The sequence below is a fragment of the Microbacterium sp. genome (assembly GCF_035554235.1).
Classification (GTDB): domain Bacteria; phylum Actinomycetota; class Actinomycetes; order Actinomycetales; family Microbacteriaceae; genus Microbacterium.
Genome location: NZ_DATMIO010000027.1, coordinates 1 through 14,611, shown reverse-complemented (window position 1 = coordinate 14,611; position 14,611 = coordinate 1). Strand labels below are relative to the sequence as shown.

13 protein-coding genes are annotated in these 14,611 nt (G+C 70.9%); 7 read left to right on the top strand and 6 right to left on the bottom strand.

The window, feature by feature from the left end; genetic code table 11:
- From VNT50_RS01410 to VNT50_RS01390, 5 genes are all read right to left on the bottom strand, one after another.
- On the bottom strand, positions 1 to 284 hold a 284-nt coding region (locus VNT50_RS01410), incomplete at its 3' end, for a lipase maturation factor family protein (RefSeq protein WP_491715930.1).
- A 188-nt stretch (positions 285 to 472) separates the two neighbouring features.
- A complete protein-coding gene (locus VNT50_RS01405) occupies positions 473 to 1,630 on the bottom strand; it encodes an AI-2E family transporter (protein WP_325483327.1) in 1,158 nt (385 codons plus the stop codon).
- 107 nt (positions 1,631 to 1,737) lie between these two features.
- Positions 1,738 to 2,988: an acyl-CoA dehydrogenase family protein gene (locus VNT50_RS01400; RefSeq protein WP_325483326.1), complete on the bottom strand. Its 1,251-nt coding sequence runs from the start codon at positions 2,986 to 2,988 to the stop codon at positions 1,738 to 1,740.
- A 298-nt stretch (positions 2,989 to 3,286) separates the two neighbouring features.
- Positions 3,287 to 4,036, bottom strand: coding sequence for an SDR family oxidoreductase (locus VNT50_RS01395; RefSeq protein WP_325483325.1), 750 nt, complete (start codon positions 4,034 to 4,036; stop codon positions 3,287 to 3,289).
- Positions 4,037 to 4,055: 19 nt separating this feature from the next.
- Positions 4,056 to 4,730 (bottom strand): TetR/AcrR family transcriptional regulator, encoded by a 675-nt coding sequence (locus tag VNT50_RS01390; RefSeq protein ID WP_325483324.1) that lies wholly within the window; start codon positions 4,728 to 4,730, stop codon positions 4,056 to 4,058.
- A 97-nt stretch (positions 4,731 to 4,827) separates the two neighbouring features.
- Between VNT50_RS01390 and VNT50_RS01385 the strand changes: the two genes are divergently transcribed.
- The 7 genes from VNT50_RS01385 to purH all read left to right on the top strand — a co-directional run bounded on the left by VNT50_RS01385 (position 4,828) and on the right by purH (position 12,974).
- Positions 4,828 to 6,423: an FAD-dependent oxidoreductase gene (locus VNT50_RS01385; protein WP_325483323.1), complete on the top strand. Its 1,596-nt coding sequence runs from the start codon at positions 4,828 to 4,830 to the stop codon at positions 6,421 to 6,423.
- Positions 6,424 to 6,502: 79 nt separating this feature from the next.
- Positions 6,503 to 7,666, top strand: coding sequence for an ADP-forming succinate--CoA ligase subunit beta (gene sucC / locus VNT50_RS01380; RefSeq protein ID WP_325483322.1), 1,164 nt, complete (start codon positions 6,503 to 6,505; stop codon positions 7,664 to 7,666).
- 32 nt (positions 7,667 to 7,698) lie between these two features.
- A complete protein-coding gene (gene sucD, locus VNT50_RS01375) occupies positions 7,699 to 8,604 on the top strand; it encodes a succinate--CoA ligase subunit alpha (protein WP_325483321.1) in 906 nt (301 codons plus the stop codon).
- 56 nt (positions 8,605 to 8,660) lie between these two features.
- Positions 8,661 to 9,101 carry a nitroreductase family deazaflavin-dependent oxidoreductase gene (locus VNT50_RS01370; protein ID WP_325483320.1) on the top strand — a complete coding sequence of 147 codons (441 nt, stop codon included), beginning with the start codon at positions 8,661 to 8,663 and terminating at the stop codon, positions 9,099 to 9,101.
- Positions 9,102 to 9,175: 74 nt separating this feature from the next.
- Positions 9,176 to 10,741 (top strand): cell division protein PerM, encoded by a 1,566-nt coding sequence (locus VNT50_RS01365; RefSeq protein WP_325483319.1) that lies wholly within the window; start codon positions 9,176 to 9,178, stop codon positions 10,739 to 10,741.
- Positions 10,742 to 10,745: 4 nt separating this feature from the next.
- Entirely contained in the window at positions 10,746 to 11,351 is a 606-nt protein-coding gene (purN, locus tag VNT50_RS01360) for a phosphoribosylglycinamide formyltransferase (RefSeq protein ID WP_325483318.1), read from the top strand.
- A gap of 15 nt (positions 11,352 to 11,366) precedes the next feature.
- Positions 11,367 to 12,974 (top strand): bifunctional phosphoribosylaminoimidazolecarboxamide formyltransferase/IMP cyclohydrolase, encoded by a 1,608-nt coding sequence (purH, locus tag VNT50_RS01355; protein ID WP_325483317.1) that lies wholly within the window; start codon positions 11,367 to 11,369, stop codon positions 12,972 to 12,974.
- A gap of 170 nt (positions 12,975 to 13,144) precedes the next feature.
- Here purH and VNT50_RS01350 read toward each other — a convergent pair.
- Positions 13,145 to 14,611: HNH endonuclease signature motif containing protein (locus VNT50_RS01350; RefSeq protein WP_325483316.1), on the bottom strand; the 1,467-nt coding region annotated here is incomplete at its 5' end.

Here is a 14,611-nt window from a genome sequence, read left to right as displayed (position 1 = left end):
GCCACGAGAGCGAGCGCGATCAGGATGCCGCCGGCGCACAGCCCGCGAAGCCGGGCGTCGGTGTACCGCCACCAACGGAAGACGGTGGGATGCAGCATCCGCCCCGATCTCTTCGACGAGCGTGCCCATGCGAGCAGCTCCGGCGCGGGGAGGAGGCCCCTCTCGCCGAGCAGCGCCGGGAACTGGTTGAACGTCGAGACCAGGGCGATCGCGAACAGGGCCGCGATGCCGCGCTGCAGCACCTCCCGGGCGAACCCGAAATCGACCGCTGCCCAGCCGTCCACGGCGCCAAACTACGCCGCCGGCGGGCGCGGCCGCACGGGGTTGACGGGCCGCGGATTGACGGGCCGCGGGTTGACCGGACGCCCCAGCTCGAGGGGCGAGGAAATCTCCGAGGGTTTGGGGCGCAATCCTGCCCTCGGGGCGCGATTCGTGCGCCCCGAGGGAGTGGATGCGCCCCAAGCCCGTGAGGTTACGCGCGCGCCGCGATCTCGGCGGGTTTCGGGCGCGCCCATCGCGCGGGCGTATGCGGACCGTCCCACACCTGAACGGCGCCCCAGACCACCGCGGTGATCGGCACGGCCAGCACGGCCCCGACGATCCCGCCGAGCACGGTTCCGATGGTGAGCGCGATCAGGATGACGAGGGCGTGCAGCTTGAGCGATCGGCCCATCAGCACGGGCTGGAGGAAGTTGCCCTCGAGCTGGTTGACCAGCACGACGACCCCCACCACGATGAGGGCGATGACCGGCCCGTTGGCCACGAGGGCGACGAGGGCCGCGATGATGCCGGCGAGCGTCGCCCCGACGATCGGGATGAACGCGAGCAGGAAGACCAGCGCAGAGAGGGGCAGCGCGAGGGGCACCTGCAGGATGACGAGTCCGATGCCGATGCCCACGGCATCCACCAGCGCAACCGCCGCAGTGCCGCGGATGTAGCTGCCGAGCGTCGTCACGGCCTTGTCGCCGATGCGCTGGGCGCGCGCGTAGTGCTCACCGCGGAAGGGTCGCAGCAGGAATTCCCAGAGCTGCGGGCCGTCCTTGAGGAAGAAGAACAGCACCGTGATCATCAGGATGAGGCCGGTCACGAAGTTCGCCACGGCGCCGACGCCGGCGAGGGCCCCGGAGCCGAACTGCGCGCTGGTGATGAAGTCGGTGATCGTCGCCGTCCACTCGTCGAGCTCCGCCTGCGACGGCGCGAACGGCAGCGTGTCGACCCAGGCGATCAGCTTGTAGAAGCCCTCCTCGGCCTGCGCATAGAGCGCGGACCACTGATTGCGGACGGCCCACGCGATCAGCCAGCCCACGACCCCGAGGATGACCGTGATCGAGAGCAGGGCGATGATGGTGGCCAGAACCGACGGGATGCCACGCCGCTGCATCCACCGCATGAGCGGCGCGAAGGCGGAGGCGAGGATCAGGGCTATCACGACGGGAATGGTCACGAGGGTCAGCTGCAGGAGGCCCCAGATGATGCCGGCCGCGACGAGCACGACGAAGAGGATCTGAATGGCGCGGATGCCGAGCCGGCCGAAGCCGTCGGCCCACAGGCTCCACGGCGCCCGGGTCGGCGCGAGGTCGACCGTGGACTCGAGGCGCACGCGGCGCGGCTCGTCACTGAAGAATCCCATCCCCCGACGCTACCCCGCCCTCCAAACTGCACGAAACTTCACTTCGGCACCTTCGGTGGGCCCGGGAAGGTGCGGAAGTGAAGTTTCGCGCAGGGGGTTGGGGGGGGTTAGGCGAAGGCGCTGTGGCCCGTGATGTCGCGGCCGATCAGGAGGGCCTGCACGGATTCGGTGCCCTCGTACGTGTGGATCGCCTCGATGTCGGCCATGTGCTGCATGACGCGGTTCTCGAGCAGGATGCCGTTGCCGCCGAGCAGGTCGCGGGCGAGAGAGGCGATCCGCCGTGCTGCACGCGTGTTGTGGTACTTCGCGAGCGAGGCCTGGGTCGGGCGCAGCCCGCCCGTCGTCTCGAGGTCGGCGAGGTGGCGGCAGTAGAGCTGCATCGCCGTCAGCTCGGCGAGCATCTGGGTCAGCCGCTCCTGCACCATCTGGAACTTCGCGAGAGGCTTGCCGAACTGCACCCGCTGCTGCGAGTAGGCCAGCGCGGCCTCGTAGCAGGCGGTCGCGTGGCCCAGCGCCGACCACGCGACGCCGGAGCGGGTCGAATAGAGCACCGTCGAGGCATCCTTGAACGAATGCGTGCCCGGCAGCACGGCATCAAGCGGCACTCGTGCGTCGGTGAGCGTGATGTGGGCCTGGTGGATGGCGCGCAGCGACGCCTTGCCGAGGATCGGCCGGCCGTCGTACCCGGGCGTCTCCTGCGGCACGAGGAAGCCGCGCACCTTGCCGTCGTGCTCCGGGTCGGAGGGGTCGATGACCCGAGCCCACACGACCGCGACACCGCCGGATGACCCGTTGCCGATCCACTTCTTCGCGCCGTTCAGGATCCACCCACCGGTGCCTGAGCCCGTCGAAGGCTCGCGCACGGCCTCGGTCTCGAGCGAGACGGAGTCCGAGCCATGGTCGGGCTCGGTGAGCGCGAACGCCGCGAGCACCTGGCCCCGCGCGACGGGCACGAGCCAGCGCGACTTCTGCTCATCGCTGCCGAAGAGCGCGATCGAGCGCAGCGCGAGGCCGCCCTGCACGGCCACGACGGTGCCGAGGGAGCCGTCTCCGCGCGAGATCTCCATGTTCACGAGGCCGGCCGCCAGCGGAGAGGAGTATCCGAGACCGTCGTGCACGAGGCCGTCGTTGTAGAGGTCGAGCTCGCCCATGCGCCGCGTCAGGTCGAGGTCGTACTCCCCGCGATCCCAGAGCCCGTCCATGCGGGGGAGCGCCTCGTCGATGAAGCCCTTGGCGCGCTCCCACACCTCGCGGTCGGCGGGCGGGATGTCGGCGAACACGGCGTAGTAGTCGGTGTCTTGTCGGCTGGAGACGTCATAGCCGGCGACGCGCTCGCCGGGAACGGGGGTGTGGCTCATGCGCTGCTCCTGATTCGGGGACTCGCGCCAGGATAGCTGATACTCAGTCCCGCGCCTAGTGAGACGCAGTCCTACGCGCGCCGACCGGCTGTCTTGGCGTCTCCTGAGAGTGGGAGCGCACGTGTTCTCTCTTTCGGTAGTCAAGTCTGCGGTTGGGTTCGCGCAGACTTGAGAACGCGAATCGAGAACATCTCCGTCGCGCTCCCGGGATCGGGCCGGTGCCGCATCGGAGTCGCCCCCCCCCGCAGCATCGGGCTCGCACCCCCGCTACGGGGTTGCGAACGGCAGACGACGGGGCTCAGGCGCGCGGGCCGCCGGCCACGTACAGCACCTGACCCGATACGAAGCCCGCCTCCTCCGAGCAGAAGAACGAAGCCGCCGCGGCGATGTCCTCGGGATACCCGGCCCGGCCGACCGGAATCTCCTTCGCGTTCTGCGCGATGAAATCCTCGAACCCGACGCCCACCCGCTCGGCGGTCGCGCGGGTCATGTCCGTGACGATGAATCCGGGTGCGATCGCGTTCGCGGTCACGCCGAACCGGCCGAGCTCGATCGCGAGGGTCTTCGTGAAGCCCTGCATGCCGGCCTTCGCCGCCGCGTAGTTGGCCTGGCCGCGGTTGCCCAGCGCCGACGTGCTCGAGAGGTTGACGATCCGGCCCCATCCGGCCGCGACCTGGTGCGCCTGCACGGCCCGCGACATGAGGAAGGCGCCGCGCAGGTGCACCGAGAGCACCGAGTCCCAGTCATCCTCCGTCATCTTGAAGAGCAGGTTGTCGCGGATGATGCCGGCGTTGTTGACGAGGATCGTCGGCGCGCCGAGCTCGGCTTCGACGTGGGCGACGGCCTCGGTCACCGCGCGCGCGTCGGCGACGTTCGCGCCGACCGCGATCGCACGGCCACCGGCATCCGTGATCGCCGCCACGGTCGCGGCGCACTGGCCCGCCTCGAGGTCGAGCACGGCGACCGCATTCCCGTCGGCCGCGAGGCGCCTGGCGGTCGCGGCGCTGATGCCGCGGGCGGCGCCGGTGACGATGGCGGTTCGGGTCATCGGGTTCCCTTCAGGACGGTCAGTCGTCGAGCTGCACCCGCACGCGGCGCGCGACCTCGGCCACCGGCATCGACCGGGGGAAGACCGCGACCACGACATCGTCGGGGGTCGTCGGCTGCGCGTCCGGGTGCACGCCGAAACGTCGCATGACGTCATCCATCGCCTTGCGCAGCACCCCGACACGCACGCGCTTGCCGCGCAGCAGCTGCCGCAGCACGTGGTTGTGCGTCGCGGTCACAAGTGCGGCGAAACCCACGGCGTCGAGGGGGTCGAGGCCCGGGAGAGCCTGACGGAGGTACTCGTCGAACAGCCGCTCATAGCGGAACACCGTGATGATCTCTCGCTCGCGGAGCACGGGAACCTGCCGCACCACCTGGTAGCGCCGGCGCGCGACATCCGGGTTGGCGGCGAAGTGCATGAAGACGATATTGGATGCCTCGCACACGGCCGCCCACGGGTTCTCGTGCGGCTGCGCGAGGTAGCCGCGCAGCTGGGCGAGCAGGAGTTCGTGGTCGGCGAAGACGACGTCATCCTTGCCGCCGAACTGGCGGAAGAAGGTGGAACGCGACACGCCCGCCGCTTGCGCGATCTGCTCGACGGATGTCGCCTCGAACCCCTGCTCGAGGAACAGGTCGATCGCGGCCGCGACGACCGCGGTGCGGTCGGGGCCTGCGAGGGGGGCGGCTTCGCTCATGACACACAGAGCCTAGTCCGCGCGCCCGCCGCCCGCGCCGGGACTCTCGCTTGTCAACCCGCTTGAGACGCACGCGCATCGCGGATTGACTGGGCGCATGACATCCCTGTGGAAGTCCTCGTTCGACCCGCCGAGGGGCACCCCCTTCGCGGCGGGGGCGCGGCACGACGTAGTGGTCGTGGGGGCGGGGATCACGGGGCTCTCGACGGCTCTCATGCTCGCGCGCGGCGGAATGGATGTCGCGCTCGTGGAGGCCGGCGACCTCGCGCAGCTGGCCACCGGGTCGAACACGGGCAAGCTTTCGCTCCTGCAGGGGAGCGTGCTCTCGACCATGCGCCGCCGCCATCCCGCGAGCCTCGTGCGCGCGTATGTCGAGGCCAACCGCGCGGGCGCCGAGTGGCTCACCTCGTTTCTCGACTCGAGCGGGGTCTCGTACACGCGCAGCGCGGCGTACTCGTACGCCCAGGGCGACGGGGGGATGGGGACCGTCGACGCCGAGGTCGCCGCCGGGCGCGAGGCCGGGCTGCCGGTGCGTTTCGTCTCCGGCGTCGAGATGCCGCCTTCACCCTTCCCCGTCGTCGCGGCGGCCGCGCTCGACGACCAGGTCGCGGTCGACCCCGCCGCCGCGGCGGCGGCGCTGGCCTCTGAATTCCTGGCCGCCGGTGGCACGCTGCACACGAAAACCCGCGTGATGGGCGTGCACGCGACTCCGCACGCGCGCGTCGACACGACGGCGGGGCCTCTCTTCGGCACTCAGATCGTGCTGGCGACGGGAACCCCCATTGCCGATCGCGGCCTCTACTTCGCCAAGGTCCGTGCGCTTCGTTCGTACTGCGTTTCGTTCCGCACCGGCGTGGACGTTCCGGACGGCCTCTACATCTCGGTCGACGGCCCGACGCGCTCGATCCGCCGGGTGACCCCGGCCGACGGCCCGGCGGGGGCGCAGCTCGTTATCGGGGGTGCGGGCCATCCGGTCGGGCGCGCCATGTCGGAGCGCGGGCTCGTCGAGGAGCTCGTCGGGTGGGCGAAGAAGCAGTTCCCGGATGCTGAGGAGACGCACCGCTGGTCGGCCCAGGACTACGAATCGCACAACCTCGTTCCCTTCGTCGGCGCGCTGCCGCGGGGGCTCGGCCGCATCCGGTTCGCCACGGGGTATGCGAAGTGGGGCCTGTCGAACGGGCCTGCCGCCGCCCTCCGGCTGGCCGCCGAGATCCGGGGCGACGCGATGCCGGAGCGCCCACGATGGATGCTGATGCTGGGAACGCGGGTCACGGTGCCCGCCGATCTGGCCCGCGGTGCGATCGAGAACGCCCGGGTCGCGCGGGAGGCCGCCGGAGGGTGGCTGGGTGCCGAGTCCACGCCGGTGCCGGTGCCCCGGCCGCCCGAGGGCGAAGGCACGGTCGCCTCCAACGGCGGCCGGCCGGTCGCGATCTCGACGACGGGCGGCGAGACGCGGGCCGTCAGCGCGGTGTGCACGCATCTCGGCGGTGTGCTGTCGTGGAACGACGCCGAGTGCACGTGGGACTGCCCTCTGCACGGATCGCGTTTCGCACCGGACGGCGTGCGGCTCGAGGGGCCGGCGGACCGCGACCTGCGTCGCCTGCCGCGCTCGCCGGGCGGTGCGGGCGGTGCGGGCGCTGCGGACGCTCCGGACGGCGAATCGCGGTCAGGGGCACCCTTGCGCAAGGAGTAGGCTCGCTTGTTGGTCGATCTCTCGACATCAAGACGCTTTTCGGCGTCATTCCCCCTTTCGTCCCAGCGAAGGACTGCACGTGGATCTGTACGAGTACCAGGCACGAGACCTATTCGAGAAGTACGAGGTGCCGGTGCTCGCCGGCATCGTCGCGGACACGCCGGAGGAGGTGCGGGCCGCCGCCGAGAAGATCGGCGGAGTGGTCGTCGTCAAGGCGCAGGTGAAGGCGGGCGGCCGCGGCAAGGCCGGCGGCGTGAAGGTCGCCAAGACCCCCGATGAGGCGTACGAGGCGGCGAAGGCGATCTTCGGCCTCGACATCAAGGGCCACGTCGTCAAGCGCGTGATGGTCGCGCAGGGCGCGCGCATCGACAAGGAGTACTACTTCTCGGTGCTGCTCGACCGTGCGAACCGCGCGTACCTCTCGCTCTCGAGCGTCGAGGGCGGCATGGAGATCGAGGAGCTCGCGGTCGAGCGCCCCGAGGCCCTCGCCCGCATCGCCGTCGATCCCCTCGCGGGCATCGACAAGCAGAAAGCCGTCGAGATCGCCGAGGCGGCGGGCTTCGCCCCCGAACTCGTCGACAAGGTCAGCGACGTCTTCGTGAAGCTCTACGCGGTCTACAAGGGCGAGGACGCGACCCTCGTCGAGGTCAACCCGCTCGTCCTCACCGAAGAGGGCGAGATCATCGCCCTCGACGGCAAGGTCTCGCTCGATGAGAACGCCGACTTCCGCCATGCTTCGCACGCGCTGCTCGAGGACAAGGCCGCAGCCGATCCCCTCGAGGCGAAGGCCAAGGAGAACGACCTCAACTACGTCAAGCTCGACGGTGAGGTGGGCGTGATCGGCAACGGCGCGGGCCTGGTGATGTCGACGCTGGATGTCGTCGCCTACGCCGGCGAGAGCCACGGCGGCGTCAAGCCCGCCAACTTCCTCGACATCGGCGGCGGCGCATCGGCCGAGGTCATGGCCGCCGGACTCGACGTCATCCTGGGCGACCCGCAGGTGAAGAGCGTTTTCGTCAACGTCTTCGGCGGCATCACCGCGTGCGACGCGGTGGCCAAGGGCATCGTCGGCGCGCTCGCGGAGCTCGGCGCCACCGCCACCAAGCCGCTCGTGGTTCGTCTCGACGGCAACAAGGTCGACGAGGGCCGCGCGATCCTGCGCGACGCGAACCACCCGCTCGTGACCCTGGCCGAGACGATGGACGAGGGCGCCGACAAGGCCGCCGAGCTCGCCAACGCCTGACCGCCGACCGAAACTTCAAGGAAAGAACAGAAATGTCGATCTTCCTCAACAAGGACTCCAAGGTCATCGTCCAGGGCATCACCGGCGGCGAGGGCACCAAGCACACCGCGCTCATGCTCAAGGCCGGAACCCAGGTCGTGGGCGGCGTGAACGCCCGCAAGGCCGGCACGACCGTGCTGCACACGGCCGCCGACGGCTCGGCCGTCGAGCTGCCGGTCTTCGCCTCCGTGGCCGAGGCGATCGAGAAGACCGGAGCCGACGTGTCGATCGCGTTCGTGCCCCCGGCCTTCACGAAGAGCGCGATGGTCGAGGCGATCGACGCCGAGATCCCCCTGCTCGTGGTGATCACCGAGGGCGTCCCCGTCGGCGACACCGCCGAGGCGTGGGCCTACGCCCAGTCGAAGGGCAACACGACCCGCATCATCGGCCCGAACTGCCCGGGCATCATCACGCCCGGCGAATCGCTCGTCGGCATCACTCCCGCGAACATCGCGGGCAAGGGGCCGATCGGTCTCGTGTCGAAGTCCGGAACCCTGACCTACCAGATGATGTTCGAGCTGCGCGAGATCGGCTTCTCGACGGCGATCGGCATCGGCGGCGATCCCGTGATCGGCACGACGCACATCGACGCGCTCGCCGCGTTCGAGGCCGACCCCGAGACCAAGGCCATCGTCATGATCGGCGAGATCGGCGGCGACGCCGAGGAGCGCGCGGCCGATTTCATCAAGGCAAACGTGACGAAGCCGGTCGTCGGCTACGTCGCCGGTTTCACCGCGCCCGAGGGCAAGACGATGGGTCACGCCGGCGCCATCGTCTCTGGCTCCGCGGGTACCGCGCAGGCCAAGAAGGAAGCCCTCGAGGCCGCGGGGGTAAAGGTCGGCAAGACGCCCTCCGAGACCGCCGACCTCATGCGCGAAGTCATCGGCTCGCTCGCGTAGCGACCCGGCGCGTCGCTCGCGCCGGACGGTCACGCGCCGGCCGGTAGGGTGGGAGCATGCCGCTCGAAGGAACATATCTGCCCGGCACGTCCGCGTGGGCACGCAAGCAGGCCGAGACGTTCGAGGCCTCGGATGGGGCGAAGGCGAACACGCTCCGCGGGGCGCCCATCATCGTGCTCACGACCGTGGGTGCCAAGACCGGCGCGCTCCGAAAGACCGCCCTGATGCGCGTCGAGCACGAGGGGCGCTACGCGGTGGTGGCGTCGCAGGGCGGCGCCCCCGAAGCTCCCCAGTGGTATTGGAACCTCCGGAAGAACCCGCACGTCGAGCTGCAGGACGGTGCCGTGACGCGCGACTACGAGGCCCGTGAGATCGAGGGCGACGAGCGCGCCGAGTGGTGGGCCCGCGCCGTCGAGGTGTGGCCGGACTACGACTCGTACCAGGCGAAGACCGATCGCCGGATCGCGGTGTTCGTGCTCGAGCCGACGCACGCCTGACCCGCCGCGATACACCGCAGAGGCCGGTGTCGCGCGGGCGATCGGGAAGAGCCCGGCGGTAGGCTCGACCAGGCATGGACCGCCTTCTCGTCGCCCTCCTCTCCGCCTTCGACGCCGTCATCGCGGCGGCCGTCGGGGTGGCCGCGGTGCTCGCCCCGCTGACGCTCGTGTGGGTCATCGGCCTCGGCGGCGGGGCGGACTGGGGCGCCCTGTGGTCGACGAGCGGATCGATCTGGCTGTTCGGCAACCTGGCGCCGCTGTCCATCACCCTCGATGACCTCTACGTCGCCCAGGCGGGCATCGACGTGGATGCTGCGGCCTTCACGCTTTCGCTTGCTCCGCTGGCGTTCGCGGCCTTCACCGCGATCTTCGCGGCGCGCTCGGGCGGCCGCGCCGCGGGCGCCGGCGCCTGGATCACGGGGGTCACGACGGGAGCGCTCGTCTACGCCGCCGCGGCCGCCGCCGTCGTTCTGACCACGGCCAATCCCATCGCCCGGGTCACGCCATGGCAGGGCATCGTGCTTCCGCTGCTCCTCTACGGCGTCGCCGCCCTGGGCGGCGCGGTCGTGACCGCCTGGCGTGGCGGCGACGACGGTCTCATCGATCGGCTGAGGGACCGCCTCGAGCTCCTTCCGCACGGCTGGTCGCCCGTTCCGGGCCTGATCGCCCGGGGGACCGCGATCGTCGTCGCGGGGCTCGTGGCCGCCGCATCCATCGCCGTCGCCGTCGCCGTCATCGCGCGAGGCGACGAAGTCATCGCGCTGTACGAATCCACCCACCTCGATGCGCTCGGTGCGACCTTGGTCACGCTCGGGCAGCTCGCGTACCTGCCGACCCTCATCGTGTGGGCGATGGCCTGGCTCGCCGGGCCGGGCTTCGCGCTCGGCGTGGGCACCGCGGTCTCGCCGGCGGGGACCCAGCTCGGGGTGGTGCCGGGCATCCCCGTGCTCGGGCTCGTCCCCGAAGAGGGGTCGCCCTGGCTCCTGCTCGTGCTCCTCATACCCGTCGCCATCGGCGCCGTCGCGGGGTGGGCGATCCGATCGCGCATGCTCGCGGCTCGCGAGGCTGCGGCCGCGCCTCCGCCGCCGATCGCGCTGACGGGCCTGCTGCCGCTGCCCGAGGCCGGGCCCCCGGAAGACCCCGAGGCCCCCGAGCACGAGCCCATTGGGCCGCGCCTCGCCGTGACCGCCGGCATCGGCGTCTTCGCGGGCGCCTGTGCTGCGCTGCTCGCGTGGGCGGCGTCGGGATCCCTGGGGCCGGGCCGGCTGGCCGAGGTCGGGCCTGCCGTCGGGCCGGTCGCCCTGGCCGTCGGCTTCGAGGTGCTCATCGGCGCCGGCATCCTGCTGCTCGGGCCGGCGGCCCCACCCCGGACGAAGCACCGGCAGGCGCGGGCGCACGAGGACACTCGGCCGCCCGGGGACGAGGAGACTCGGCCACCCGGGGACGAGGAAACTCGGCCGCGCGCGAACGAGGAGCCGCCGATCGGGCCGTTCGAGACCGCGCCGACCGCGCCGACCGCGCCCGCCGCGCTCGCCGGACCCGAGGATCCGATACCCGCCGGACAGCGGGAGGCGACCTTGGCGACGCTCCGCGAACGGCTGCGGGCCGCCTCGCACGACGAGAAGCCGCCGGTAGACTGACGGGGTGCTCACGGTCGCCGTCCTCATTTCGGGCGCGGGCTCCAATCTCCGGGCCCTTCTCGAAGCAGCGGCGGAGCCGGACTACCCCGCCCGCGTCGTCGTCGTCGGCGCCGACCGCGAGGCCGACGGTCTCGCCCACGCGGAGGAATTCGGCATCCCGTCGTTCACCGTCCCCTGGCGGGAGTTCACGTCGCGTGAGGAGTGGGGCGATGAACTGGGGACCCAGCTCGACGTCTGGAAGCCCGACCTCATCGTGCTGAGCGGGCTCATGCGCCTGCTTCCGCCGAGCCTCGTCGCGCGCTTCACGCCGCGGATCATCAACACTCACCCCGCGTACCTCCCCGAGTTCCCCGGGGCGCACGGTGTGCGCGACGCGCTCGCCGCGGGCGTGGCGCAGACCGGGGCCAGCGTCATCCTGGTCGACGACGGCATCGATTCCGGTCCGGTCCTGGCCCAGGAGCGCGTGCCCGTGCTCGACAGCGACGACGAGCACACCCTGCACGATCGCATCAAGCCCGTCGAACGGCGGCTGCTCATCGATGTCGTGCGCCGTGTGGCCACCGGCGAGCTCGAGCTCGCGGCCGCGCGGCGTCCCCTGACCCCGTCCTGATCCCGAGGAGACCCCATGGCCGGCCCGAGCCACCACCCGTCCCAGTACCGCGACCGCGACCAGGTGCCCGTGCGCCGGGCGCTCGTCTCGGTGAGCGACAAGACCGATCTGCTCCGCCTCGCGGAGGCGCTTGCCGCCGCGAGTGTGGAGATCGTGTCGACGGGATCCACGGCCGCGCGCATCCGTGAGGCCGGCTTCGCCGTGACGGATGTCGCGTCGGTCACCGGCTTTCCCGAGTCGCTCGATGGTCGCGTGAAGACGCTGCACCCGAGTGTTCACGCCGGGCTGCTCGCCGATCTGCGGCTCGAGGACCACGAGCGTCAGCTCGCCGAGCTCGAGATCGCGCCGTTCGAGCTCGTCGTGGTGAATCTGTATCCGTTCGTCGAGACCGTCGCCTCCGGCGCCGTGGGAGACGATGTCGTCGAGCAGATCGACATCGGCGGCCCGGCCATGGTGCGCGCCTCGGCGAAGAACTTCGCCAATGTCGCGATCGTCGTCTCGCCGGAGAGCTACCCGACCGTCATCGAGTCGCTCCGGACGGGTGGCACGACGCTCACGCAGCGCCGCGAGTTCGCGGCCCGCGCCTTCGCGCACACCGCGGCATACGACGCGGCCGTCGCGGCATGGTTCTCGGAGGAGAGCCTCATGGGCGACGAACAGCTGCCGGCATCCCTCACCATCAAGGCCGAGCGACTCTCGACGCTCCGCTATGGCGAGAACGCGCACCAGCGTGCGGCCATCTACACGCGCCAGGGCGGCCACGGCATCGCGCAGGCGACGCAGCTGCAGGGCAAGGAGATGAGCTACAACAACTACGTCGACGCGGATGCCGCGCTCCGCGCCGCGTTCGACATGATCAAGCCCGCGGTCGCCATCATCAAGCACGCGAACCCGTGCGGCATCGCGGTCACGGCGCGGAACGCGCTCGACCCGATCGCGAGCGCGCACCTGCGCGCCCACGAGTGCGACCCGGTGTCGGCCTATGGGGGCGTGATCGCCGCGAACGGCACCGTCACACTCAAGATGGCTGAGAACCTCAAAGACATCTTCACCGAGGTGATCGTCGCCCCGAGCTTCGAGCCCGCGGCGCTCGAGGTGTTCAAGTCGAAGCAGAACCTGCGCCTTCTGCAGCTGCCGCCCGATTGGCGCCAGGAGCGCATGGACGTGCGGCTCGTCTCGGGTGGGCTGCTTCTGCAGGACGCCGACCGGTTCCCCGACGACATCGAGTCCGTTGCCAAGGACTGGCAACTCGTCTCGGGCGACGCGGTCGAGGGCGAAGGGCTGACGAACCTCATCTTCGCGTGGAAGGCGTGCCGCGCCGTCAAATCGAACGCGATCGTGCTCGCCAAGAACTCGGCCACGGTCGGCATCGGCATGGGCCAGGTCAACCGCGTGGACTCGTGCCGCCTCGCGGTCGAGCGCGCCGGAGACCGGGTGCGCGGCTCGGTCGCGGCATCCGACGCCTTCTTCCCGTTCGCGGATGGGCCCCAGCTGCTCATCGACGCCGGGGTGCGCGCCATCGTGCAGCCCGGGGGCTCGGTGCGCGACGACGAGGTCATCGCGGCCGCGCAGCTCGCGGGAGTCACGATGTACTTCACGGGCGAGCGCCACTTCTTCCACTGACCCGGCGCGCACCGCCGAGCCGGCGGGCACCGCTGAGCCGGCGCACCGCCGAGCCGGCGGGCTGGCCGGGTGCCAGGGTTCCCCACGCTGCCGGGCGCGCCGGGGCTCCGATGCACGCGCGTGCGCAACCCAGCGGCCCGCGGGCCGCGGGCCGACGGGCTCTGCCGGACTCAGAAGGGTGGTGGCTCGTGGTGGGTGGGGGTGAATGTGGGAACGCGTCGTTCGGGTTCGACGCGGTAGCGTCGGCCGGCGGGCGAAGTCCATTGGATGGTTCCGCCGCTGCCGGGGATCTGTTCCACATGCCAGCGTCCGTGGTGTTTCACGGTGTGATGCCCCTTGCAGATCGGGGTCAGGTTCTCGAGGGCGGTGGTGCCGCCGTGTTCCCAGGCGATCGTGTGATCTATTTCGCAGCGGGAGGCCGGCATCCCGCATCCGGGGGCCATGCATCGCTCGGCTCGCCACCGCACGAGGCGGCGTAGCTCGGGCGGCGGCCGGTAGCGGTCCCGGCCGACGGAGAGGACCATGCCGGTTTCGGGTTGGGTGAGCACCCGCATCCATCCCGTCGCGGCCCCGCACAGTTCCCGGGCCCGCTCGATCGGGATCGGCCCGATCCCTTCCGCGGTCACCGACCCGGCCGCTGCCCGATCGTTGTCGGGGTCGAGGAGGGCGAGCGCCGGGACGGTGACGATGACCGTGGGCCGGATCCCGCGGGTCTCCGGGGGAAGCACGTCGGTGACTCCGTCGATCAGGATGTCGCCGCATACGTCGGCGCGGAGCTGATCCAGGGACCGGGTCTCGCCGTCGCGGGCCGCGAGCACCTTCGCGGTCGCGGTCACCCGGTTCAGCGCCGCATGCGCCTCGACGGCCGGCAGGAACGCCATCAACCAGGCCATTCCGTCATCTCCAGGCTGCAGAAACACCCGCCGGGCCTGCAGAGCGTGCTGGTGCCGTTCGGCGAGTGTGACCGCCCGCGCGGACTCGATGAGCGTCCGCAATCGTCGACGAAACGTCCCCACCGGCAGGGACTCCGCCAGCCCCATCGCGTCGGACAGCAGTTCGGTCCGCAGCTCCGGTTCGACCCCATCGATCGCCTCCACCAGCAGAGCCGCGTGCCGCTGGGTGATCCGGGCCGCGCCGAGCGAATCGAGAACCGCAGGATACCGGTGCACCATGGCTTCCGCCTGCCCGATCAGATCACTCGCGGCGGCTTCGGTGATCCCCAGCGCGGATGCCAGCTCCAACCGCACCGACCGCTCGATCACGTCCGTCAGCTCGAACCCGTGCACCCGGGCATCGGCGAGCGCCTGCACTCGCATCGCGTCCACACGAACCAGCTGCTGCGCGGCGAACACCGACATCATCGTCTGCGTCTCCACGACCAGATCCACCGCATCCGGAATGGGCGGCGCCCACCCCGCCCGCACATCCCACTCCGCGGGATCCTCCGAAACCGCGGCGTCTTCCGAAACCGCGGCGTCTTCCGAAACCGCGGCGTCTTCCGAAACCGCGGCGTCTTCCGAAACCGCGGCATCTTCCGAAACCGCGGCATCCGCCGATTCCCCAGCATCCGCCGATTCCGCAGCATCCGCCGACCCCGCTGGGACATCCCACGCGGCGGCATCCGCCGAATCCGCAGC